Consider the following 24,499-nt stretch of genomic DNA (forward strand, 5'->3'; position numbering starts at 1 on the left):
GGATTCTGCGACATCTTGGCGGTTGGTGATGCACGACGCAGACCGTATGATCCTTGACATTTTTCCGCAGATTAGAAGCCTATGTCCCTGATAGTTCTACTGCTTCTGCCTTTCATCGGCAGCTGTCTGGCGGCGCTCTTGCCGCACAACGCTCGTAACAGTGAATCCATTCTGGCTGGCCTGATCGCCCTGATCGGCGCGATACAGGTCGCACTGTGGTACCCGCAAATCGCCCACGGCGGGGTCATTCGCGAAGAGTTCTTCTGGCTGCCCAGTCTGGGCCTGAATTTCGTCCTGCGTCTGGACGGATTCGCCTGGCTGTTCTCGATGCTGGTGCTGGGGATCGGCACCCTCGTCTCGCTTTACGCCCGCTATTACATGTCGCCGGACGACCCGGTGCCGCGCTTTTTCTCGTTTTTCCTCGCGTTCATGGGCGCCATGCTCGGGCTGGTGATGTCCGGCAACCTGGTTCAAATCGTGTTTTTCTGGGAGCTGACCAGTGTTTTCTCGTTCCTGTTGATCGGCTATTGGCACCATCGCGCCGACGCCCGACGCGGCGCGTACATGGCGTTGATGGTCACCGGCGCGGGCGGGCTGGCGCTGCTGGTCGGGGTCATGCTGCTCGGCCATGTGGTCGGCAGTTACGACCTGGACCGGGTGCTGGCCTCGGGCGATGCAATCCGCGCCCACGCCCTCTACCCCGTTCTGCTGACCCTGATCCTCATCGGCGCCCTCAGCAAAAGCGCGCAATTCCCCTTCCATTTCTGGCTGCCACACGCCATGGCCGCGCCGACGCCCGTGTCGGCGTACCTGCACTCGGCGACGATGGTGAAAGCCGGGGTGTTCCTGCTGGCGCGGCTGTGGCCTGCGTTGTCCGGCAGTGAACAATGGTTCTGGATCGTCAGCGGCGCGGGGGCCTGCACGCTGGTGATCGGCGCGTATTCGGCGATTTTCCAGACTGACCTCAAGGGCCTGCTGGCGTATTCCACCATCAGCCACCTCGGCCTGATCACCCTGCTGCTGGGCCTCAACAGCCCGCTGGCAGCGGTGGCGGCGGTCTTTCACATTCTCAACCACGCGACCTTCAAGGCCTCGCTGTTCATGGCAGCCGGGATCATCGACCACGAAAGCGGCACACGCGACATTCGCAAACTCAGCGGCCTGATCAAACTCATGCCCTACACCGCGACCCTGGCAATGGTCGCCAGCGCCGCCATGGCCGGGGTGCCGCTGCTCAATGGTTTTCTGTCCAAGGAAATGTTCTTCGCCGAAACCGTTTTCATCACCTCCACCGCCTGGGTCGAAACCGCGCTGCCGGTGATCGCAACCATTGCCGGGACGTTCAGCGTCGCCTATTCCCTGCGTTTCACGGTGGATGTGTTCTTCGGCCCGAAAGCCACCGACCTGCCCCACACGCCCCATGAACCGCCGCGCTGGATGCGGGTGCCCGTGGAGCTGCTGGTGCTGGCCTGCCTGATCGTCGGCATTTTTCCCGCCTTGTCAGTCGGTCCGTTGCTGGCCGCCGCTGCGCAGCCCGTGGTCGGCGGCACCTTGCCCGAATATAGCCTCGCCATCTGGCACGGCTGGAACGCGCCGATGATCATGAGCCTGATCGCCATGGCGGCGGGCATCGTCCTCTATCTCTTCCTGCGTCCACATTTCAAACGTGACCGCTTCAAACGCACCCCGCTGATCGGGCGCCTGAACGGCAAGCGCCTGTTCGAAGCGGTGCTGATCACCAAGCTGCGCATCGCCCGAGCGCTGGAAGAACTGCTGACCACTCGGCGCCTGCAAGCCCAGCTGTTCTTGATGGTGTTCGTCGCATTGGTCGCAGGCTTCGTGCCGATGTACGACAGCGGCCTGACTTGGGGCGACCGGCCGAAAATTCCGGGCTCCGGCGTGTTCGTCATGCTCTGGTTGATCGCCATCGCCTGCGCCCTCGGGGCTGCGTGGCAAGCCAAGTACCACCGGCTCGCGGCCGTGACCATGGTCGGCGTCTGCGGTTTGATGACGTGTGTGACCTTCGTCTGGTTCTCGGCGCCCGACCTGGCCCTGACCCAATTGGCCGTGGAAGTGGTCACCACGGTACTGATTCTGCTCGGCCTGCGCTGGCTGCCGCGCCGTAACGAAAACGTCGCCCCGCCCACGCGGTCACGCAATCGCGCGCGGGTTCGCCGGGTGCGCGACTTTATCCTCGCCGTGGCGGTGGGCGGCGGCATGGCGTTGCTGTCCTACGCGATGCTGACCCGCCCCACGCCGAACGCGATCTCCGAGTTCTACTTGAGCCGGGCACTGAGCCAAGGCGGCGGCACCAACGCCGTGAACGTGATGCTGGTGGATTTCCGGGGCTTCGACACCTTCGGCGAAATCACCGTTCTTGCGGTGGTTGCATTGACGGTCTTTGCGCTGCTGCGCCGCTTCCGTCCGCCAAAAGAGAGCATCGCCCTGCCCGCGCAGCAACGCCTGTTGGCGCGGGACGTGGTGACCGATCTGGTCAACCCGCGTCATGCCAAGGACACTGCGCTCGGCTTCATGATGGTGCCCGCCGTGCTGGTGCGCCTGCTGTTGCCGGTGGCGTTCGTGGTCTCGATGTACTTGTTCATGCGCGGCCACAACCAGCCCGGTGGCGGGTTCGTCGCCGGGCTGGTGATGTCGGTGGCCTTCATTCTTCAGTACATGGTCGCGGGCACCCAGTGGGTCGAAGCGCACATGAGCCTGCGCCCGCTGCGCTGGATGGGCACAGGATTGATCTTCGCCCTGGCGACCGGGCTGGGGTCGATGGCCCTGGGTTACCCGTTCATGACCACCCACACCGCGCATCTGCACGTGCCGCTCCTCGGTGACCTGCATGTGGCGAGTGCCCTGTTCTTCGACATCGGCGTGTACGCCGTGGTGGTGGGTTCGACCCTGCTGATCCTCACCGCGCTGGCCCACCAATCGGTGCGCAGCCATCGCCCGACGTCGCTGCCGCAGCCCATTGAACCGGTGCCCGTAACCCCTGCGCCAGCCACCTCCCAAGGAGCCATGTGATGGAAGAAGTCATCGCGATTGCCATCGGCGTGCTCGCCGCGTCGGGCGTGTGGCTGATCCTGCGCCCACGGACCTTTCAGGTGGTCATGGGCCTGTGCCTGCTGTCCTACGGCGTCAACCTGTTCATCTTCAGCATGGGCAGCCTGTTCATCGGCAAGGAACCGATCATCAAGGACGGCGTGCCACAAGACTTGCTCAATTACACCGACCCGCTGCCTCAGGCGCTGGTGCTCACCGCCATCGTCATCAGCTTCGCCATGACCGCGCTGTTTCTGGTGGTGTTGCTCGCCTCTCGCGGCCTGACCGGCAACGACCACGTCGACGGTCGGGAGGGCAGCGAATGAGCCTGATGAACCAACTGATCATCGCGCCGATCCTGCTGCCGGTGCTGACCGCCGCGTTGATGTTGTGGATCGGCGAGAAGCGTCGCCCGATCAAGGCCGCGATCAACGTGCTGTCCACGGCGCTGGGGCTGGGCATCTCGATCACGCTGATGATGTGGGTGCAGAAGACCGGGACCACCGGTTCGATTGGCGTGTATTTGCCGGGCAACTGGGAATCCCCTTTCGGCATCGTGCTGGTGGTCGATCACTTGTCGGCGCTCATGCTGGTGCTGACCGGCATCGTCGCATTCTGCGCGCTGCTGTTCGCGCTGGCCCGGTGGGACCGGGCGGGGGCGAGTTTTCATGCGCTGTTTCAGATTCAACTGATGGGCCTCTATGGCGCGTTCCTCACGGCCGATCTGTTCAACCTGTTCGTGTTTTTCGAGGTGCTGCTGGCCGCGTCGTATGGCCTGATGCTCCACGGGTCGGGACGTGCGCGGGTGTCGGCGGGGCTGCATTACATCACCATCAACCTGCTGGCCTCGTCGCTGTTTCTGATCGGCGCGGCGCTGATTTACGGCGTGACCGGCACCCTGAATCTGGCCGATCTGGCCGTCAAAATCCCACAGGTTTCCGAGGCTGACCTGGGCCTGCTGCACGCCGGGGCCGCGATTCTGGCGGTCGCGTTTCTGGCCAAGGCTGGCATGTGGCCGCTGAACTTCTGGCTGGTCCCGGCCTATTCCGCCGCCAGCGCCCCGGTGGCGGCGCTGTTCGCACTGATGACCAAGGTCGGCGCCTACACCCTGCTGCGCCTGTGGACGCTGCTGTTCTCGGGCCAAGCCGGTGCGTCGGCGTTCTTCGGCGGCGACTGGCTGATCTGGGGCGGCATGGCGACGTTGGCCGTGGCGGCCGTTTCCATCGTCGCGGCCCAGCGGCTGGAACGCATGGCCAGCCTCAGCATTCTGGTGTCAGCGGGGATTCTGCTGTCGGCCATCGGCTTCGGGCAGCCGAGCCTGACGGCGGGCGCGCTGTTCTATCTAGTCAGCTCGACCCTGGCGCTGAGCGCGCTGTTCCTGCTCGCCGAACTGGTGGAGCGTTCGCGTTCGGCCAATGAGATCCCGCTGGAAGACGACGCCGATCAGCTGCCCAAAGCCATGGAATCGCTGCACCCGCTGCCGGGCACCAACCTTGATGACGAACAGAAGGCCGTGGTCGGTCAGGTGATTCCCTGGACCATGGCGTTTCTGGGCCTGAGTTTCATCGCCTGCGCCTTGTTGATCATTGGCATGCCGCCGCTGTCGGGGTTCCTCGGCAAACTGACGCTGATCAGCGCCCTGCTCAACCCGCTGGGGCTGGACGTGGCAAAAGACGAAGCCATTCGCGGCGCCAGTTGGGCGTTGGTCTCGCTGCTGATCGTCTCGGGGCTGGCTTCGCTGTTCGCGTTCGTGCGCGTGGGCATGAAGCGATTCTGGACCGCACAGGACCGCCCTTCTCCCGCGCTGCGCCGCAATGAGTGCATGCCCATCGCGCTGCTGCTCGGCGCCTGCATCGTCCTGACGTTCAAGGCCCAGGCGCTGCTGCATTACACCCAGGACACCGCCCAGGCGCTGCATGATCCGCAGCAGTACGTGCTGTCGGTGATGGCCGCCAAACCGGTGCCCTCCCCGAGCACCGCCAGCGCGGAGGTGCAGCCATGAGCCGCGTGTTTCCTGCCCCGCTCTTGTCGCTGGCATTGTGGGCGCTGTGGTTGCTGCTCAACCTGTCGCTGAGCGCGGGCAATCTGTTGCTCGGTGCGTTACTGGGGTTCTTTGCGCCGATCCTGTTCGCACCATTACGCCCGCAGCCTGCGCGGATTCGCAGGCCGGGCGTGGCGCTGAAGCTGTTCTTTCTGGTGGGACGTGACGTGCTGGTGTCGAATCTGGTGGTGGCGTGGGGCGTATTGCGCGCTCGCCACAAGCCGCCGCGTTCGGCCTTCGTCAAAGTGCCGCTCGACCTGCACGACGCCCACGGGCTGGCCGCGCTGTCGATGATCTGCACCGTGGTGCCGGGGACGGTCTGGTCAGAATTGGCACTGGATCGCAGCGCGTTGCTGATGCACGTCTTTGACCTGGACGACGAGGCGCGTTTCATCGAGCACTTCAAGACCACCTACGAACGCCCGTTGATGGAGATTTTTCAATGAGCCCGCTGCTGACCAATGCGATCTTGTTCAGCCTGTCGCTGTTCACGGTGGCGATGATCCTCACCCTCATCCGCCTGTTCAAAGGCCCTTCGGCGCAGGACCGGGTATTGGCGCTGGATTACCTTTACCTGCTGGCGATGCTGATGATGTTGGTGCTGGGGATTCGGTATGCCAGCGACACCTATTTCGAGGCCGCACTGCTGATTGCGCTGTTCGGTTTTGTCGGGTCGTTCGCGCTGGCAAAATTCCTCCTGCGCGGTGAGGTGATCGAATGAATTCGTTGCAGGTGTTGCCGTTTTGGGTCGAGGTGCTGACGGCGCTGTTGCTGGTTGCCAGCAGCGTGTTTGCCTTGATCGGCGCCTTGGGGTTGTTGCGGATGAAAGACTTCTTCCAGCGCATGCACCCCCCGGCGCTGGCCTCGACGATCGGGGCGTGGTGCGTGGCGTTGGCGTCGATCGTCTATTTCTCGGCGTTGAAAGAAGGCCCTGTGCTACACGCCTGGCTGATCCCGATCCTGCTGGCGATCACCGTGCCCGTGACAACGTTGCTGTTGGCGCGCACCGGGCTTTTTCGCAAACGCATGGCCGGAGACGCCGACGTGCCTCCCGAAGTGTCCGAAGAGGGGTGAAGCGCGGCGAGCTTCGAGCGGCAAGCTGCAAGCCTCAAGCTCAAAGCGACACCGAGTGATGATCCGCTTGTAGCTTGTAGCTTGTAGCTTGTAGCTTGTAGCTTGTAGCTTGTAGCTCCCAGCTTCTGTTAAATTTCCCGCCATGAAACTGGCCCGCTCTGACCGACACCTGATCGCATGGATGCTTTACTGCTGCGTCCTGTTCAACGTGTTCGCCTGTAGCATCGGTCATGGCCAGATGGTCGGCATGCAGCTCAACGGTATCGGTGGCGAATTCTGCTCCACCGATGGCCGGGCGCTGAAAACCGTCGAGGCATTCAAACCGGGTGATCAAAAGCTCCCGACGCTGTCTGCGGCGTTCGGTTGCCCTTTATGTTCCACCGGCGGCATGGGCCCGGCGCTGAACTCCAGTCTGACCCTCAACCTCCTCCCCGAGCAACACAGCCCACCGCCTGCGGTAGTGGCGTCCTATGAAATCCCTTCCGCTTTCCATTGGCCCACGGCCAACCCGCGCGCGCCGCCTTTCGTCTGATCTGATCTCAGCATTCAACTGACCCTGCCTGACAGCGGCCGCCGGATCGTGGCCGTCTGCTTGCTTTTTCGGAGCCTGTTTTGACGCCTTCGCGAGCAAGCTCACTCCTACAAACGACCCCCGTCCTGTAGGCGTGAGCTTGCTCGCGAAGGCGTCAGAAGAGAGATACCGGCAGGGATTCGCTCGCCCTCATTTCAGGTTTTAACCATGAAACGCATTCCCCTGCTCGCCGGTTTGATCGGCAGCCTGTCTCCACTCGCCTATGCGCAATCGGCCATCGATCTGGCACCCGTCACGATCAACGATGAACACGTCACCGACCCTACCGGCCTGGACCTCGAACAACAGGCCGCCAGCGCCACCCACCTCGGCCTGAGCCTGCGCGAAACACCCGCCTCCATCGCCGTCGCCACGCGCTCGGACATCGAACGCCGAGGCGCGCAAAACTTTCAGGACGCCGCCAACGCCCTGCCCGGCGTCAACGCCAGCGCGCCGCCCGGCTTCGGGGGGTTCATTTCCTATCGTGGTTTCACCAGCAGCCAGGTGACGCAGATGTTCAACGGCATAAACGTCGCCACCGGCCTGGCGCGCCCGGTCAACAGCTGGATTTACGACCGCGTCGAACTGCTTGGTGGCCCGTCCTCCGTGATGAACGGCGCGGGCTCGGTGGGCGGCTCACTGAACTACGTCACCAAACTGGCCAATCGCGAGGAACAGGCCGCCGAGGGGCGCATCAGCTACGGCAGTTTCGACACCACGCAAACCGCCTTTGGCGCAAACCACGCGCTCAGCGATCCCACCTCGGATATTCAGCACTACGCCCGTCTGGACGTCAGCCACACCACCAGCAATGGCTACATAGACCGCCAGGAAAACGATGCCTGGAACGTCGCTTTTTCCCTGCTCAGCGACATCACGCCGAACTTGTCCCACACCCTGGCGCTGGAATATCAGGACGAGCACGAAGACAGCCCCTATTGGGGCACGCCGGTGCTCAACCCCAAGGCGGGGGAATTGAAGATCGACAAGCACGACCGCTTTCGCAATTACAACGTCGACGACGGGCTGTACGAACAGCGCACGAAGTGGATTCGCTCGATCATCGATTACCGCATTGATGACGCCACGACCTTGCGCAACACCCTCTATCACCTCGACAGCCAGCGCGATTACCGGAATCTGGAGACCTACCAGTACAACGCCGACAACAGCGCGATCAATCGCTCCACGGCGTACCTGGTGCGCCACGAAGGCACGCAAGGCGGCGATCAATTCGAGTTGCGTCACGACACCCATCTGCTGGGCATGGCCACGACCTGGGCGGGAGGCTTCGAGTACAAGGTCAACAGCACCACCAGCAACCCGTGGAATGTCCCGGCGAACAACACCGTGAATCCGGACGCGTTCGACCCCGGCCACTTTTACGACTTGCCCGGCACGCGGCAGGGGTTCGTCAAGGACAAGACCAACGAGGTGACGACCCAAGCAGTCTTCGTGGAGAACCATTTGGCGCTGAATGAACAATGGTCGTTGGTGACCGGCCTGCGCTACGACGACATCGACCTGGACGTGACCAACCACCGCGTGGTGACCGCCAGCAACCCCCGCCACTTGCGACGAGACTGGCAGCCGGTGACGGGCCGCGCGGGTCTGACCTGGCAGTTCGTGCCCAGCGCCAACGTCTACGTGCAATACAGCACCGCCGCCGAGCAGCCCGGCGGGACGCAGAATTTCGATGTGTCCACGGGCAAGCAGTGGGAAATCGGCAGCAAGTTCGACTACCTGCAAGGCCGGGGTTCGGCCACAGTCGCGGCCTACACGATCGAGCGCAAGGACTTCGCCGTGACTGACCCGCAGGACCCGACCAACACCATCCCGGTGGGCCAGCAATCCTCGCAGGGGGTCGAACTGGCCAGCGCGCTACGGATCACGCCGGCTCTGCTCCTCGAAGGCAACATCGCTTGGGTCAACGCGCAGTACGACGACTTTAGCGAGAAAAATGCCGCAGGCGTCGTGGTCTCGCGTAAGGGCAATACGCCCACCAACGTGCCGGACAAGGTCGCCAATCTGTGGCTGACCTACGATTTCACCCCGCGCTGGCAAGGCGGCGTCGATGCGCGCTACGTGGCGTCGGTGTATGCCGACAATGCCAATACGCAGACGGTGCCGTCCTACACGCTTTATGGCAGCTTTCTGACCTTCAAGGTGGACTCACACACGTCGGTCACCGGCCGCGTCCGCAACCTCACCGATGAGGTGTATGCGCGCTTCGCCCATGTGTCACCGGCGTATTACCTTGGAGAACCGCGAACGTTCGAACTGGCCGTGCAGACCCGCTTCTGACGCGAAAACGGTTCAGGGTCAGCGAATCACTCGCTGGCCTTGAACACCAGTTCGCCCTTGCGCCACTTGGCCGCTTTAGCCGTGGCGGCTTTCAAGACTTTGCTCAGGCCCTGTTGGATCTGTTCATGGGCCGCGAACACCATGAACACCGTGTGGGATTCCTTGAACACAATGCCGTGACCTTCGGGCACTTCGACGAAGGCATACTCGCCCAGACCGTAGACGGTCATCTTGATTTCACGAAAACGGAGTTCGAATTTGCCACCCTCACGGCTCGGCAATACGGCAGCACGAAAGTGATCGCCGACCTTGAGCTCCAGACGCGGTTTGTCATCGACGACCAGCGCAGCCTCGGTGTCGATTTCGGACATGTAAATGCCCTCGGGAGACTGCTCGATGACATAAACGAAACGTGCCTGGAACAGCTTCACCAACTTCGCGCGCAAATCGCCAAGCACGAATAACGCATGGGTATCCAGATTACTTACTGCCAATGTACAAACTCCCAACCTGATATGAACTTGCCCGGCAATTGGCCAGGCAAGGGTAACGACAAGGAAAACGATGCGTCCCGGGTGCCGGACGCTGGCACGCGCCAGGATTCTACCGGCTGAGAGTCTATACGGGATATATGCCTTCCGTCCGTAATGTAGCCGTTTTTGTACATGAATGTGCGCGTGCGGCTGTGTCCAATCGCCGAGACATCACGCAGGGCGCGGGCTGAATCGTTCAGGCAGATACGTCGAACTCTTGCTCACCTCCCACACTCACATGCAACACAGGTGACGAACTGATCACGCTCATCACGACCGCAGCCTTCAAGGGAGACATCATGGAACTCACGACACCGACACTGGCGACACTGTTCGAACAATTGGGACTCGATGCCGATGAAGCCAGCATTGACGCTTTTATCAGCCAACACGCCCTGCCGGATGACGTGAAGCTGATCGACGCCGACTTCTGGACCCCGCAACAGGCGCGTTTTTTAAAGGAAGAACTGCGAGTGGATGCCGAGTGGGCGCCCGTCGTGGATGAGTTGAACGAACGGCTGCACCCGAAAAAATGACACTGCCGGACGGTACGAGGCGACCGAATTCAGGCCGCCTTCGCCCCGGCTGGTCGTGTCACAACGGATAACCCCGCTGCGACACATTGAGAAAACGCTGCCGCCCGTCCAGCTCCGGTGCATGCACGAAGAGCGTATCCACCAGCGCGCCTCGTCGACCCAGCGTCCCGTTCCAGTGCGCGGAACAATGGATATAGCGCCGATAGAGCATTTTCATTTCATCCGGGGACAATGCATCGCCCTGTCCCCGCGCATACGCCATCAATTTTTCTGCCACATTCCGTAACTCTGGCGGCAGGCTCAGGTCGGCAGTGTCCGGTATTGGCCGGAACGGCACACCCTCGTCACGCGCCAACCCATGCATCACCCGCAGGTACACCCGCGAGAGATGGCCGAACACGCGACGTTGCAGCTTCACGCTGGCCACGACAGTCTTCATTCCATGCCCCCTCTGCCCCATCCGCTCGTGACATTCGACGCAGATAGAAGAGGTCTCGTCAGTCGGGTCGATCCAGCGCTCGGCGTTCAACTGGTCCATTTCGGCGTGGGTCTGCAGCCACGCCTCGGTGGCGTCGAACGGCGTATTGGCGCTGACCAGACTGCGCCGGGGTCTGGTCAGTGAGACCGTTTCCATGCTTTGCGGTTGATAACCTCCGCCGATGTCCGAGTGGCTTCCGGGGAGCATGATCTCCTTCGGCCACCCCGGCATGACGCTGTTCAACGCGAAATTGCGCCGATGCTCATCAGCCGCAACCAGATGCAGCACCTGCTGCGCACAGCCTGGCGGCAGGAACAGATTCACCCGCGCATTGGATGCATCGCGCACGCTGCCCAGATCAGAGAGACCGCCCACCGCCGCCACGGTATCGAACAGCCCTATAATCTTCAGCCGCACACTGCCCGCTGCCCAGGAGAAATCCGAGGACAGCGGCAGCTTGCGGGGATCGAGAACGGGCCCGAGGGCGCCCCGGGACTGCTTGAGCACTTCATTGGCCAGATGACGGGCCGCCGCCGCGCCCCGGCTGAACCCGAAAAGGTCTAACTCCAAGCCCGCGATCACGCAGCCGGGGTTATGCAGGTCGAATGTCTTGAGAAAATCGCTGATCTTTTTGACCGCCACCAATGCCTTGGCGACAACGCCCGTGTAACCCCGCCCAAATCCCTGGCCGGACAATCGCGAGTCCCTCCCGCCGGAGGTGGTGCCAATACCGCTGATATAAAAAACTTCATAAAGTCTCAACCCGGCCCCGTCATTGGTCGCCTTGGGTTGGTGCCGATATAAGTCAGCCAGCCTCGCAATGTTAGTGAAATCATTGCTGTAACTGCTGGAAGGGTCAGAGTGGCGTCCTCCGCACTCCTTGATGTGCGCACCCTTGTAGATTTCCGCCATGGCCTGACAGTCGGCCCCGATCTGGCTGTTGACGCGGTTGTTGCCCGTCCCGTCAAAGAAAACGCCGATGCGGACGATGACCCCGAGTTTACCCGCCGCGCTGCTCGAACCTGTACCCCAGTGTAGTGCTGTCATGTGTAATTACCTGTGAGGGTTTGTTAAAGTCCGAATAAACTTTTTACATATCCAGACATATAACTCACAGAATGATTGCACCTCCGAAAACGTCAATACAGCAAGTAGTTATTCAGAAACTTCCCACTTAAATATCAGACCATTTAAAAATTGCATCCCTTCTTTCCCACAACGGAAGACGTAATCACTGACAAACAACAAACACACCTAAACATTTAATATCGGCACAAACAATATATAATATTACTTCTTGGTTTTTCATTTGTGCCAAGGGACATCAGGCCGGGGCATTACCCGGGCCGATGATCGGGAAGCTTACGGTGTCAACCGTGGAGCGCGCCGCTACCGGGTTTATACCCGAGCCGCAACCCGCCCCAATGCCGTCCTTTGACGATGATCGGCACAGAAAGATCGTGCATCAGCTCGCCGGTGTCGCGGGTGTAGGTTTGCAAGAGCATGGGCTGTTGATGGCTGCCGCAGCGAATGCCAGTGCGATCGTCGAATTTACGCTTGGTGCGGTTGTGCACCGTGTCGGCGGCAGGATCGCCGGTGAGGGGTTGGCTGAACGCCAGATTGTGCGTCGGGACGTAACCCTGCTGGGTGCAGGCGATGGCGAACACCAGGCCTTCGTGCCGGGTCAGCAACGGCTCCTGGATGGAAGGCAAGACCTGGTCGGTGTAGCGGTCAAACCGGGTCTGGAATTTGGGCGGCGACGTGTTGGCAATGGGCTGGTAATGACGATCGAACAGGTCATCTAGGCTGACACGGTGCTGGTCGATGTCCTGCTCGAAGCGACGGGCAATCTCACTGGCCCCTTCACGAGCGAGGTCGTAGATGCGCTGGTGATAGTCTTCCAGACCCACCTCCGCCAGCCGCTCGCTGATGGTCTCGGCCTGGCCCTCCATCTGCACGGCAGATTTAGCCAATTGACGGGTCTGGTCGTCGCTGATCGCCAGGTCGCTGCGCATTTGTTCAATGGCCACGAACAGGCTGCTCAATTGCCCTTGATTGTTCTCCGCGCCCGAGGCGATCTCGCTGACCTGCCCTTCCACCCCGGCGGCCAACTGCGCAATGCTCGCCAATTGACGGCCCGTGGTTTCCACCTGCCCGACGCCGCTGTCCAGGTCCCCCGCCAACTGGCGAATCTGTTCGACCACTTGCGCGGTGCGCTGCTGGATGTCGGCGACCATCTCCCCGACTTCGCCGGTGGCGGTGGCCGTTCGGCCCGCCAGCCCACGCACTTCGTCGGCCACGACGGCGAAACCGCGCCCGTGCTCACCGGCCCGAGCGGCTTCGATGGCAGCATTGAGCGCCAGCAGATTGGTCTGGCTGGCAATTGACTGAATGACCGACGTCACCCGTTGAATGTCTTCGCTGCGTTGACTCAGGGCTTCGATCAATTGACGGCTGCTGTCGGCGCGCTCGCTGAGCTGATGCATCAAAGCGATGGAGGCGTTAAGTACGATCAGCCCGGCGTCGCTGCTTTGCCGCACTTCACTGGCCGCGCCCAACGCTTGCTGGCTGAGGGACGACGTGGCGCGCTCAGTGGCGATCATCACGTCAGCGCTGCTGACGATCTGCTCGGCGGCATCGACCTGGGATTGCAGCTTGCTTGCCAGTTGCTTGACCGAAAACGCCACCGCCGCCGCTGACAGGGCGTTGTGACTGGTGCTGCGGGACAGGTCGCGGGTCAGGCGCTCCAGGGCATCGTCGGGCTGGCCAGCAGGCTCAACGATTGTTCGGGCAGGGATAAAGCGCGGCAACCAGAGGGTCAGCAAGCCGAGGGGCAGGCACACATAGACTGACAGTTCGCCCCACGCCATGGCGGCAAACAGCAGACATAACGCAAGACTTTGCAGGCAAAGCCCCAGCAAGCGGGGATTTGCAGCTGGCAATACGCTCGCCGCCGATTGTGCGGGTAACGAACGCGACCCGGTGCCCATGCCATTAGCCGTCATATCCTTGACCCACCCTGCTTATCATTATTTTGAAAGCATTAAACGTCAGATGGCGGCCATGCGCCATGAGTCATTAGTGGTAGTCGGTCGGATTTTTGTCCGCTTCATCCGGGGGGATCAGAATCACAAATCGCAGGCGACAAAAAGCCCGACGGCCTCGCAAGGCAATCGGGCTTTGAACCACAGCGGGCGGGTCAGGCCTGGCGCTGGTGGCGGTCGATCTGCTCGTGGCGTTCCTGAGCTTCGATGCAGTATTTGGTGGTCGGGCTGATCAGCAGGCGCTTCAGACCGATAGGCTCACCACTGTCATCGCACCAACCGAACGTGTCTTCGGCGATACGGGTCAACGCCATTTCCAGCTGTGGAAGCATGCGCTGATCGCGGTCGATCACGTTGACCAGCCAGTGACGCTCTTCTTCGACGGAAGCGGCATCAGCGGGATCAGCCGGGGTGTCCAGGCTTTCGATAGCGATACGGCTCTGCTCGATGCGCTCGTGGATTTCCACTTTCATGGCTTGCAGCAGCTCGATGAAGAATGCGTGTTGCTCCGCGTTCATGTAGTCATCGGCCGGCATCGCCAGCAACTTTTCCTTGGTCATTGATTTCTCTATAAAAAAACGTGCATTAGGGCGAATCAAGGGAGCGCCTTGGCCCGATCGTAAAGGTCGCGAGTCACCAGCGCCGTCGTCTCCAAGCGCACCCGGCACTCAATTTACGAGGGGCGGCAGTCTAAGGCCGGGTTTCGTACTCGGCAACATAATTGAACAAGATTCGCTCAACAACCCCCCAAATCCCCGGTGGCGTTAAGCCAAACCGGTGTTTCAACCTGTGTCTGCCATGACAAGCTCATCGGATTCGGCACCGTTATCGCGAGCAAGCTCACTCCTACAGGCACGGGTAACCCTGTAGGAGTGAGCTTGCTCGCGATGGCGTCCGGCCTGCCAACACCGGCTTTCTGGACGCTGTCTGACAGGCCATCGGCCGTTCGGTTCAAACCGGCAGAAAAACGAAAAGGGCCCCTCTGCGGGCCCTTTTCACGTTCATCAAACGACTGGCATCACGACATCAGCGTTTGAGCTTGCGTTTGTTGCGGTACTGGTCGATGACCACCGCGACGACGATGATCAGGCCTTTGATGATGTCTTGCACATAGGCATCGACGCCGACGAAGGTGAAGCCGCTGGCCATGACGCCCAGGATCAGCGCGCCGATCACAGTACCCGTAATCCGCCCAACGCCCCCGGCCAGGCTGGTGCCGCCGATCACGGCGGCGGCAATCGCGTCCAGCTCATACGACACGCCCATGCCCGCCTGCCCAGTCGCAGCCCGCGCCGACGCGACCACACCCGCCAACCCCGCCAGCAGACCGGCGATGCTGTAGACGATCACCAGGTGACGCTTGACGTTGATCCCGGAGGTGCGCGCCGCCTGCATGTTGCCGCCGATGGCGTAGGTGTATTTGCCGTATTTGGTGTAGCGCAGGGCGATGTGGAAGATCACCGCCACCACCAGAAAGATGATCACGGGCATCGCGCCCTGACCGATGGCGGTGTAGGAATCGTTGAGCATGCTCACGGGCTGGCCGCCGGTGTAGAAGCGTGCCAGGCCACGGGCCGACACCATCATGCCGAGGGTGGCGATGAACGGCGGAATCCCGGTGATGGCGATGATGCTGCCGTTGATCGCCCCGGCCAACAGCCCCACCCCCAATCCGGCGATGACCGGTATCCACACCGGCAGGTCGGTCAGTGAAGGAAATACAGCGCGGGTGTAATCGGAGGATTGCGCGAGACTGGCCGCGATCATCGCCGTCAACGCCAGCACCGAGCCGGACGACAGGTCGATGCCTGTGGTGATGATCACCTGGGTCACGCCTATCGCGATCATCCCGATGATCGACACCTGCAGGATCATCAGCACCAGTCGCTGGGAGTTCATCAGAAAGCTCTGATCCCGTACGACCCAGCCGAAGATTTCAAAGATCAGGCCGATGCCGATCAGCACCAGAAAGATGCTCAGCTCGGTAGGCATCCGGCGTTTGTGCTTGGTCGGCGCCACGGCGGGTTTGTTTTCCAGGATCGCGTTCATCTTCATGTGTGCCTCTTATTCTTGTCAGGACCCACGATGGGCCATTGGCCTTCAATGGATCGAGTTACCCGACGCCAGGTGCATGACCCGCTCCTGGGTCGCTTCGGCACGGTCCAGCGTGCCCATCATTTCGCCTTCGTGCATGACCATGACCCGGTCGCTCATGCCCAGCACTTCCGGCAATTCCGAGGAAATCATGATCACCGCCATGCCTTCGCTGGCCAGCAGGGAAATCAGCCGGTAAATCTCGGCCTTGGCGCCGACGTCGATGCCTCGGGTCGGTTCGTCGAGAATCAGCACCCGGGGATTGGTCATCAGCCAGCGCGCAATCAAGGCTTTTTGCTGATTGCCGCCAGACAGCGTGTCGATGCATTGCTCCAGCGACGGCGTCTTCACGCGCAATTTTTTGCACATGTCTTCGCACAGGGCGCGCAGCGCTTTCTGGTGCACGAAGCCGTTGCCGACGTAATGCGGCAGCACCGCCATCTCCATGTTTTCCAGCACTGACAGGCACGGAAACAGGCCGCTGAGCTTGCGATCTTCGGTCAACAGCGCGAAGCCTTTTTCGATGGCGAAGTGCGGATCGGTGACTTTGATCGGCGCGCCGTCCAGCTGAATCTCGCCGCCAGTACATGGCGTAATGCCGAAAATGGTTTCGGCGACGTTGGTACGCCCCGATCCCATCAAACCGGCGATGCCCAGCACTTCACCGGCGTGCAAATCGAAGGACACATCCTTGAACACCCCCTCCAGCGACAGGTTGCGCACGGAGAGCAGTAGCTTGCCAATCGGCGTGTCACGCTCGGGGAACAGCTGGGTCAGTTCGCGCCCTACCATCATCGAAATCAGGCTGTCGCCGTCCATGCTGTCGGCGCGCTGCAGGCCGATGTAGGCGCCGTCGCGGAACACGGCCACTTCGTCAGCGATGGCGAACACTTCATTCATTTTGTGGGTGATGTAAATGATGCCCTTACCCTGCGCTCGCAGGTCGGCAATGATCGAAAACAGGTGGGCGACTTCTTTCTCGGTGATCGCCGACGTCGGTTCGTCCATGATCAAGACGTCAGAGTCGTAGGACACGGCCTTGGCGATCTCGACCATCTGCCGCTCGGCGATGCTCAGGTTGCCCACGTGCTCTTCCGGGTCGAGGTCGATGCGCAGGCGGTCCAGCAATTCTTGAGTGCAGCGGTGCATGGCGCGGTGATCGACCATGTGAAAACCGTTGAGCTGCTCGCGGCCGATCCAGATGTTCTCGGCAATGGTCATGTGCGGCATCAGGTTGAGTTCCTGATGGATCATCGCGATGCCCGACTGCAAGGCTGACAGCGGGGTTTCGAACACCACCGGTTTGCCCCGCAAGCGGATTTCGCCGGTATCCGGCTGGTAGATCCCGGCGATGATTTTCATCAGGGTGGACTTGCCCGCACCGTTCTCGCCCATCAACGCCAGCACGCTGCCTGGGCGGACGCGCAGTTCCACGTCGTCCAGCGCCACCACGCCCGGAAAGCCTTTGCTGATGTGGGTGATTTCCAGCAGGTAGGGATGCTCGGCAGCGGTGGCCGCGCGGTCGGCGGTGGCGCTGGCCGGGGCAGCGGTCGAAGCAGTAGCGGAAGCGAACATGGTCACAGGCTCCTCAGGCGACATCGGCGCAGAGGGGGATAACCCGCCTCTGCGTCCTGTCCGTCGTCGTGGTGTGGACGTTATTTGAACGTGCTGACGTTTTCAGGCGTGATTAGCTTGAACGGGATCACGATGGCCTGCTGCGGCAGCGTTTCCTTCTTCGCCAGTTTCACAGCGGCGTCGATGGAGCCTTCGCCCTGCCCTTTGGCGTCCTGGAACACCGAGATTGACAAGTCGCCCTTTTTGACCGCGTTCAGGCCGTCCGGCGTGCCATCGACACCAGCCACCAGAACGTCGCCCGGTTTCTTGCCAACACTTTTCAGGGCCATGGCGGCCCCAATAGCCATTTCGTCGTTATTCGAGACGATCGCATTGAAATCCTTGCCTTGAGTCAACCAGTCATTGGTCAGGGTCATGCCCTTCTCACGCTGCCAGGCGCCTGTCTGCTCTTGGGCGATCTTGATGTCCGGGTATTTCTTCAGGACTTCTTTCACGCCTTCGGTGCGGTCGCGGGTCGAGTTGTTGGACAGTTCGCCCAACAGAATCACGATAGAGCCTTTGCCATTCATCTTCTTGGCGAGGTATTCCATCTGCATGCGGCCCGCTTCCTTGTCATCAGAGGTCACGGAGGCCACACCTGCGGGCAGCTTCGGATCATCCGGGCGGCGATTGACGTAGACCAGCGGAATCCCGGCAGCGGTGGCGGCCTTGGTGATGCGCGCGGTGGCGGCGGTGTCCACGGGGTTGACGATCAGCGCATCGACTTTTTTGCCGATCAGCTCCTGCACCTGGTCGAGCTGTTTGTTGACGTCGTTGCGGCCATCGACGAACTGCAGGTCGACGCCGCCCATGTCCTTGGCCTTTTTGCCCATATCTTCGCGCATATAGGTCAGGTAGGTGTCATCGAACTGCGACATGGCCACGCCAATTTTCAGGTCGGCGGCCAGGGTGGCGCCACTGCTGAGCATCAGGGCCAGTGCCAGGGAGGTAAAACGGGCTTTGGTGTTCATGTACGGTCTTTCTCCAAATTCTTGTTGTTGTATGAATTGGCTAACGACTGCGGGTGTTCAGAGCGTGTTTTTTGGGCTGGCAAAATCCGGGCTTGGAAAATGGGCCACCGACGCACTCGCCGAACCACAGACCATCACGCCGCTGCTTTGAACACAGAGGACGCGGGCGAGGGTTTCAAGGGTTTTGTCGAACGTGATAGCGGGGGTCAGGCGGGACAGCGCCCGGGAATGGGCAAGCAGCGAACGTGATGCGGAACGGCAGACCTTGACGGCTGATTTGAGCATGTTCATCGACGGTACCTGTCTTCTTGGCTTTCTTGTTTTTGTTTCGTTCGATCAGACGGTGGAAACGGTCTGAACGTCGAGATTCGGCAACCTGGAAATGACTCTATTGGAAAATAATTTCTACTTCAACAGATTTTAGAATTTATTTCTATTTTCGTTTTCTACGTGCTCGACGGCTCCTCTGGGTGGGCTGGACAGGACCTCTGTAGGAGCGAATTCATTCGCGATAGGCACTTTCAACCGACGCATTTTTGTCGTCTGGAATATTTTTCGCGAATGAATTCGCTCCCACAGTCTTGAACCGAGGTATACCCATTAAAAGATGATAACTCGCCCTTCCAGCGCGCTGATTCTGGCGGCATCCAGCACCTTGGCCGACGCCACCGCATCCCGCGCATCCACCGGGTTTCGTCCCTGGTTCATCACCGCATCCTGCAATTGTCGGTAGAACTCGGGCCAACTGCCCCGCTCCGACGGCACCCGCTCGCGGTGTTCGCCCTGTTCGAACCAGCCCCATCGACGATGTTCTTCAACGCCCCAGCGTTCGCCCTCGGATTTGGGTGACAACCCGGCCAGCGCTGCCGCTTCCTGGCCGTCGAGGCCTTCAACGGTATAGCAGCCCTGGGAGCCATTGACCCGAAAGCGTGGGCCTTGAGCGTTTTGCAGGCAGTTGCCCCACAGGTGCGAGGTCACGCCGCTCTCATGAATCAGCGAAACGAAAAAGCCGTGATCGACCTTCTGCTCGGGCGTGGCGAATTCCAGTTCGGCGTACACCCGCTTCACCGGGCCGAACAACAGCAGCGCCTGATCCACCAGATGGCTGCCTAAATCGCGCAGAATCCCGCCGCCACTTTCCTTGCCCACTGACGACGGCGAATAACGTTCGACGCGGGATTCGAACCGGGTGATCTCGCCGAGCACCCCCTGATCGATCAGCTTGCGTACGGTGAGAAAGTCCGAATCCCAACGACGGTTCTGGTACACGCCCAGCAACACGCCACGGCGCTCGGCGGCGTCCACCAGTTCCTGGGCGTCTTTGGCACTGGGGGCGAAGGGTTTGTCGCTGACCACGGGAATGCCGAGTTCGATGGCTTCCAGAATCAATGCACGGCGGGACGCCAGCGGCGTGGAGATCACCACGGCATCGACACCCGAAGCGACCAGATCGGCCAACGTGTCGAAGGCCGGGACCTTGGGGTAATCCTGGGTCAGCTCCTGGCGACGCTCGGGGGAACGCGTCACCACCCCCGCAAAGCTCGCGCCGGGCAGGCTGGCCAGCAGCGGCGCGTGAAAGAAGCGGCCGCCTTTGCCGTAGCCGATGAGTCCGATTTTCATACGCAGTCCTCTGTCCGTATACGCTCTACTGTAGGAGTGAGCTTGCTCGCGATGGCCTGAGACCAGCCACCTCAGCGGTGCCTGAAAGAGCGCAATCGCGAGCAAGCTCACTCCTACAGGTCATGCGGCAGCTTCAATATTTCCGGGCTTTGGCCAGCATCGCTTTCTGCCGTTCATACGCCTCGGCAGTGGTGCCGGTGGTCGACACTTCCGCCACGCCCACGCGCCACCACGACAGGTAGCCGTGGATCATGGTTTTCGGCAGGACCTTGATGTCGATCAGCGTCGAAACGGTCTGCTGGCGCGCATCCGCCAGCGCCGCTTCCAGTTCTTCGATCGTCTTCACCTTGTACGTCTTGCAGCCATAGGCCGCCGCGCTCATGGCAAAATCCACCGGGACGAAATCGCCGTCCAGCAAGCCGGTTTCAGGGTTACGGTAGCGGAATTCGGTGCCGAAGCTGCCCATGCCGTTGCCCATTTGCAGGTTGTTGATGCAACCAAAGGCCATGTTGTCGAGCAGGACCACGTTGATCTTGCGCCGCTCCTGAATCGAGGTCGCCAGCTCCGAGTGCAGCATCATGTACGAGCCGTCGCCGACCAGCGCATACACCTCACGCTCAGGCGCCGCCATCTTCGCGCCCAAGGCAGCGTTCACTTCGTAGCCCATGCACGAATAGCCGTATTCCACGTGATAGCTGTCCACGCTGGTGCTGCGCCAGGCCCGCTGCAGATCACCCGGCAGACTGCCCGCCGCCGCGACGATGACCGCGTCTTGCGGCAACTGCTGATTGAGCACGCCGAGCACCCGGCTTTGGGTCAGGCACGAGCCAGTCATTTCGATGAAATCCCGCAGCACTTGCGGGTCTAGATGCCCGGCGACTTCCGGCTCGAAATCCGCGGTCTGGTAGTCGACGGCGTACAGCCGATCCACTTCCGCATCCAGCGCCGCCCGAGCCTCGCGCGGTGCATCGCCCCATTGCGAGCGGTAGTCGCCAAGCCCTGCGGTCAGTGCCTGCAACGCCAGTTGCGCGTCGGCCAGCACCTGCACGCCGTCGAGTTTCTGCACGTCGAAGGCGCCAACGTTGAGGTTGAGGAACTGCACGTTCGGGTTCTGGAACAGCGATTTGGAGCTGGTGGTGAAGTCGCTATAGCGCGTGCCGACGCCGATGATCAGGTCTGCTTCGTTGGCCAGGGTGTTGGCCGCCAGTGAACCGGTCTCGCCGATGCCGCCCATGTTCAGCGGGTGCGCGGAGACGATGGCGCTCTTGCCCGCCTGGGTTTCGCTGAAGGGAATGTCGAAACGTTCGGCGAAGGCTTGCAATTCTGCCGCCGCGCCGGAATAACGCACGCCACCGCCACAGATCAGCAGCGGTTTGCTTTTGCCCTTGAGCAGCGTCAACGCGTCGTTGAGCATGGCCTGCGTCGGCGGGCGACGGTCGATGCGGTGCACGCGTTTTTGCAGGAAGGAATCGGGGTAATCGTAGGCCTCGCCTTGCACGTCTTGCGGCAAGGCCAGGGTGACCGCGCCGGTTTCTGCGGGATCAGTGAGTACGCGCATGGCGTTCAGCGCGGCACTCATCAGTTGTTCGGGGCGGTTGCTGCGGTCCCAGTATTTGCTCACGGCCTTGAAGGCGTCGTTGGTGCTGATGCTGAGGTCGTGGAATTGCTCGATCTGTTGCAGCACCGGGTCGGGTTGGCGGCTGGCGTACACGTCGCCCGGCAGCAGCAACAATGGGATGCGGTTGGCCGACGCAGTGGCGGCGGCGGTGATCATGTTCGCTGCGCCCGGACCGACCGATGAGGTGCAGGCGTATATCTTGCGGCGAAGGTGTTGTTTGGCGAAGCCCATGGCGGCGTGGCACATGCCCTGTTCGTTGCGGCCTTGGTGCACGATCAAATCGCCGCTGTCCTGTTCCAGCGCCTGGCCCAGGCCCAGGACGTTGCCGTGGCCGAAAATGGTGAACACCCCGGCGACGAATTTGCTCTGCACGCCGTCGACTTCGACGTACTGGTTATCGAGAAACTTCACCAGGGCCTGGGCCATGGTCAAACGTGTCGTGGTCATGCTTGCACCTTGTTTTTATTGGAGGTGTCTCGAATCAAGGGGGTTTTCTGTGGGAGCGAATTCATTCGCGATGCGACAGGTCAGCCGATGTAGGTGTCTCGGATGTACCGGCCTCTCGCGAATGAATTCGCTCCCACAGTTGATCGCATTCCAGCAGGCGAAAAGCGCTTACTTCGCCGTCGGCATGCTGAATTCCGCCCCTTTGGCGATGCTGTCCGGCCAGCGTTGCATCACGCTTTTGTAGCGGCTGTAGAAACGCAGCCCTTCTTCGCCGTAGGCGTGGTGATCGCCGAACAGCGAGCGTTTCCAGCCGCCGAACGAATGCCAGGCCATCGGCACCGGAATCGGCACGTTGATGCCGACCATGCCGACTTTGATGTTGCGCGCAAACGCACGGGCGATGCCGCCGTCGCTGGTGAAGCACGACACACCGTTGCCGAATTCGTGGGCGTTGATCAGCTCGACCGCCGACGCGAAATCCGGCACGTGCACGATGCCCAGCACCGGGCCGAAAATCTCTTCCTTATAGATAGTCATCTCGGGGGTGACGTGGTCGAACAGCGTGGCGCCGACGAAGAAGCCGTTCTCGGCCCCCGGCACCTTGAAGCCGCGACCATCGACGATCAGTTTCGCGCCTTCTTTTACGCCCTGATCGATGAAGCCTTCGACCTTGGCTTTGTGCACCGCCGTCACCAGCGGGCCCATGTCGGAATCGCCGTTGATGCCGTTGCCGACTTTCAGCGAATCGATGCGCGGCAGCAGTTTGTCGATGAGTTTCTGGCCCACGTCGCCCACCACCACGGCCACGGAAATCGCCATGCAGCGCTCGCCGGCCGAGCCGTACGCGGCGCCGATCAAAGCGTCCGCGGCCTGGTCCAGATCGGCATCAGGCATGACGATCATGTGGTTCTTCGCCCCGCCCAATGCCTGAACGCGCTTGCCATGGGCAGTGCCTTGCTGATGGATGTATTCGGCAATCGGGGTCGAGCCGACGAAGGAAATCGCTTCGATGCCCTTGTGTTGCAGCAGCGCGTCGACCGCCACTTTGTCACCCTGCACGACGTTGAACACGCCATCCGGCAGACCGGCTTCTTTCAGCAGCCGGGCCATCAACAGCGAGGCAGACGGGTCGCGCTCAGACGGCTTGAGGATGAAGCAGTTGCCGGTGACCAGCGCCATGGGAATCATCCACAGCGGCACCATGACCGGGAAGTTGAACGGCGTGACGCCCGCGCACACGCCCAGCGGCTGGCGCAGGTTCCAGTTGTCGATACCGCCGCCAATATTGTCGCTGTAATCGCTTTTCAGCAGGGTCGGCGCGCCACAGGCGAATTCAACGATCTCGATGCCGCGCACGACCTCACCCTTGGCGTCGGAAAACACCTTGCCGTGTTCGCGGGTGATGATCGCCGCCAACTCGTCGTGGTGCTGATCGAGCAATTCCTTGAACTTGAACATCACCCGCGCGCGACGCAGCGACGACTGATCGGCCCACGCCGGGAATGCGGCTTGAGCGGCAGCCACGGCCTCGTCGACGGTTTTCAGTTCCGCCAGCGCGACACGGGCCTGCACGTCGCCGGTGGCCGGGTTGAACACATCGCTGAAACGCTCGCTGGCGTCCTGCACCTGGCCATTGATGTAGTGGCCAATAATCGGGGCGTTGCTCATTGCCTGTTCCTCAAAAAATGGGGTGACTTACAAATCGATCAGCCACTGATGCTGCGGATCGTTGTGGAATTGCCAGGCGCGTTTCGGCCCGGCCATCACGTTCAAATAATAAGACTCATAACCATACGGCACACTCACCGGGTGGTAACCCTTGGGCACGGTCACCAGGTCGTTGTTCTCCACCGCCATGGCCTGATCGATGCTGCGGTCGTCGGTGTAGACCCGCTGAAACACAAACCCCTGAGGCGGGTTGATCTGGTGGTAATAGGTTTCTTCGAGGAAGCTCTCGTGGGGCAGATCGTCCTTGTCGTGCTTGTGCGGCGGGTAGCTGGACGAGTGACCGGACGGCGTGCGCACTTCTACCACCAACAGCGAATGAGCCGGTTCGGTGTCCGGGAGGATGTCGCAGATGTACCGCGTGTTGGCTGCCTTGCCGCGCACGCTGCGTTTCATGCTGTCGGGTTTGATCAGCCGCGCTGGCAGGCCTTTCGACGCGTCGCCGGGCGCCGCACAGACCGCAATTTGCACCGCACTCAGGGCGGTGACCTGCGCCTGACTGTAGGGCGGCAGATAGACCGCGAACGGCGATTTGTCTTCGAAGACCGACTGCCGGTCGCCTAGGTTTTCCCAGTGAAAGGCCCCCTGCGCTGGCGCTTCGCCGCAAACACTGACCCGACCACTGAGGAGCACTAGGCACAGCTCCTTGTCGCTGGAGATGACCGGCAGGCGTTCGCCGACCGTCAGCCGATAGGCCGCGAAACCGACGTATTCGAGCACGCCCTCGCCCAACGCCACGACGTCGCGGCCTTCGGCTTTGCTTTTAACCAGAAGATTCATG

General features: G+C 61.2%; 21 protein-coding genes. 9 read left to right on the top strand and 12 right to left on the bottom strand.

Annotated features, from left to right (window positions below):
* Window positions 1-81: 81 nt before the first annotated feature.
* The 8 genes from AAEO81_RS22205 to AAEO81_RS22240 all read left to right on the top strand — a co-directional run bounded on the left by AAEO81_RS22205 (window position 82) and on the right by AAEO81_RS22240 (window position 9,038).
* The gene (locus AAEO81_RS22205) at window positions 82-3,030 is read left to right on the top strand and encodes a monovalent cation/H+ antiporter subunit A (RefSeq protein ID WP_341959043.1); all 2,949 of its coding nucleotides are present in this window, start codon (window positions 82-84) and stop codon (window positions 3,028-3,030) included.
* On the top strand, window positions 3,030-3,374 hold the full coding sequence (locus tag AAEO81_RS22210; protein WP_108237088.1) for a Na+/H+ antiporter subunit C: 345 nt from the start codon (window positions 3,030-3,032) through the stop codon (window positions 3,372-3,374). Before AAEO81_RS22205 ends, AAEO81_RS22210 begins: the two co-directional genes overlap by 1 nt.
* Window positions 3,371-5,050 carry a monovalent cation/H+ antiporter subunit D gene (locus AAEO81_RS22215; protein ID WP_341959044.1) on the top strand — a complete coding sequence of 560 codons (1,680 nt, stop codon included), beginning with the start codon at window positions 3,371-3,373 and terminating at the stop codon, window positions 5,048-5,050. Before AAEO81_RS22210 ends, AAEO81_RS22215 begins: the two co-directional genes overlap by 4 nt.
* A complete protein-coding gene (locus AAEO81_RS22220) occupies window positions 5,047-5,535 on the top strand; it encodes a Na+/H+ antiporter subunit E (RefSeq protein ID WP_341959045.1) in 489 nt (162 codons plus the stop codon). Before AAEO81_RS22215 ends, AAEO81_RS22220 begins: the two co-directional genes overlap by 4 nt.
* Entirely contained in the window at window positions 5,532-5,810 is a 279-nt protein-coding gene (locus AAEO81_RS22225; RefSeq protein WP_166597937.1) for a K+/H+ antiporter subunit F, read from the top strand. The genes AAEO81_RS22220 and AAEO81_RS22225 overlap by 4 nt, the downstream gene beginning before the upstream one ends.
* Window positions 5,807-6,163 carry a Na+/H+ antiporter subunit G gene (locus AAEO81_RS22230; protein WP_341959046.1) on the top strand — a complete coding sequence of 119 codons (357 nt, stop codon included), beginning with the start codon at window positions 5,807-5,809 and terminating at the stop codon, window positions 6,161-6,163. Before AAEO81_RS22225 ends, AAEO81_RS22230 begins: the two co-directional genes overlap by 4 nt.
* 142 nt (window positions 6,164-6,305) lie before the next feature.
* Window positions 6,306-6,695 carry a DUF2946 domain-containing protein gene (locus AAEO81_RS22235; RefSeq protein ID WP_341959047.1) on the top strand — a complete coding sequence of 130 codons (390 nt, stop codon included), beginning with the start codon at window positions 6,306-6,308 and terminating at the stop codon, window positions 6,693-6,695.
* A gap of 207 nt (window positions 6,696-6,902) precedes the next feature.
* Window positions 6,903-9,038: a TonB-dependent receptor gene (locus tag AAEO81_RS22240; protein WP_341959048.1), complete on the top strand. Its 2,136-nt coding sequence runs from the start codon at window positions 6,903-6,905 to the stop codon at window positions 9,036-9,038.
* Window positions 9,039-9,064: 26 nt separating this feature from the next.
* Here AAEO81_RS22240 and AAEO81_RS22245 read toward each other — a convergent pair whose 3' ends face one another.
* Window positions 9,065-9,532, bottom strand: a complete 468-nt coding sequence (locus AAEO81_RS22245) for a hypothetical protein (RefSeq protein WP_341959049.1) — start codon at window positions 9,530-9,532, stop codon at window positions 9,065-9,067.
* Window positions 9,533-9,870: 338 nt separating this feature from the next.
* On the opposite strand from AAEO81_RS22245, the gene AAEO81_RS22250 reads away from it, so the two are divergent.
* On the top strand, window positions 9,871-10,107 hold the full coding sequence (locus tag AAEO81_RS22250) for a DUF2789 domain-containing protein (protein WP_166597932.1): 237 nt from the start codon (window positions 9,871-9,873) through the stop codon (window positions 10,105-10,107).
* Window positions 10,108-10,165: 58 nt separating this feature from the next.
* On the opposite strand, the gene AAEO81_RS22255 is transcribed toward AAEO81_RS22250, so the two are convergent.
* The 11 genes from AAEO81_RS22255 to iolB all read right to left on the bottom strand — a co-directional run bounded on the left by AAEO81_RS22255 (window position 10,166) and on the right by iolB (window position 24,498).
* On the bottom strand, window positions 10,166-11,632 hold the full coding sequence (locus AAEO81_RS22255) for a DUF2235 domain-containing protein (protein ID WP_341959050.1): 1,467 nt from the start codon (window positions 11,630-11,632) through the stop codon (window positions 10,166-10,168).
* 323 nt (window positions 11,633-11,955) lie between these two features.
* Complete coding sequence (locus AAEO81_RS22260) at window positions 11,956-13,455, bottom strand: methyl-accepting chemotaxis protein (RefSeq protein WP_341964597.1); 1,500 nt, start codon at window positions 13,453-13,455, stop codon at window positions 11,956-11,958.
* A gap of 329 nt (window positions 13,456-13,784) precedes the next feature.
* Window positions 13,785-14,189: a TraR/DksA C4-type zinc finger protein gene (locus AAEO81_RS22265; protein ID WP_166597929.1), complete on the bottom strand. Its 405-nt coding sequence runs from the start codon at window positions 14,187-14,189 to the stop codon at window positions 13,785-13,787.
* Between the two features lie 466 nt (window positions 14,190-14,655).
* Window positions 14,656-15,678 carry an ABC transporter permease gene (locus AAEO81_RS22270; RefSeq protein WP_166597989.1) on the bottom strand — a complete coding sequence of 341 codons (1,023 nt, stop codon included), beginning with the start codon at window positions 15,676-15,678 and terminating at the stop codon, window positions 14,656-14,658.
* Window positions 15,679-15,729: 51 nt separating this feature from the next.
* Window positions 15,730-17,298 (bottom strand): sugar ABC transporter ATP-binding protein, encoded by a 1,569-nt coding sequence (locus AAEO81_RS22275; protein ID WP_341959051.1) that lies wholly within the window; start codon window positions 17,296-17,298, stop codon window positions 15,730-15,732.
* Between the two features lie 80 nt (window positions 17,299-17,378).
* Entirely contained in the window at window positions 17,379-18,308 is a 930-nt protein-coding gene (locus AAEO81_RS22280) for a sugar ABC transporter substrate-binding protein (RefSeq protein ID WP_341959052.1), read from the bottom strand.
* A 57-nt stretch (window positions 18,309-18,365) separates the two neighbouring features.
* Entirely contained in the window at window positions 18,366-18,599 is a 234-nt protein-coding gene (locus AAEO81_RS22285) for a hypothetical protein (RefSeq protein WP_341959053.1), read from the bottom strand.
* 309 nt (window positions 18,600-18,908) lie between these two features.
* Complete coding sequence (locus tag AAEO81_RS22290) at window positions 18,909-19,928, bottom strand: Gfo/Idh/MocA family oxidoreductase (RefSeq protein WP_341959054.1); 1,020 nt, start codon at window positions 19,926-19,928, stop codon at window positions 18,909-18,911.
* Window positions 19,929-20,061: 133 nt separating this feature from the next.
* Entirely contained in the window at window positions 20,062-21,993 is a 1,932-nt protein-coding gene (gene iolD, locus AAEO81_RS22295) for a 3D-(3,5/4)-trihydroxycyclohexane-1,2-dione acylhydrolase (decyclizing) (RefSeq protein ID WP_341959056.1), read from the bottom strand.
* Window positions 21,994-22,161: 168 nt separating this feature from the next.
* Window positions 22,162-23,661, bottom strand: a complete 1,500-nt coding sequence (locus tag AAEO81_RS22300) for a CoA-acylating methylmalonate-semialdehyde dehydrogenase (protein ID WP_341959057.1) — start codon at window positions 23,659-23,661, stop codon at window positions 22,162-22,164.
* A gap of 27 nt (window positions 23,662-23,688) precedes the next feature.
* Complete coding sequence (gene iolB / locus AAEO81_RS22305) at window positions 23,689-24,498, bottom strand: 5-deoxy-glucuronate isomerase (RefSeq protein WP_341959058.1); 810 nt, start codon at window positions 24,496-24,498, stop codon at window positions 23,689-23,691.
* Window position 24,499: the final 1 nt, after the last annotated feature.

This window comes from Pseudomonas sp. RC10 (assembly GCF_038397775.1).
GTDB classification, from domain to species: Bacteria; Pseudomonadota; Gammaproteobacteria; order Pseudomonadales; family Pseudomonadaceae; genus Aquipseudomonas; species Aquipseudomonas bambusae.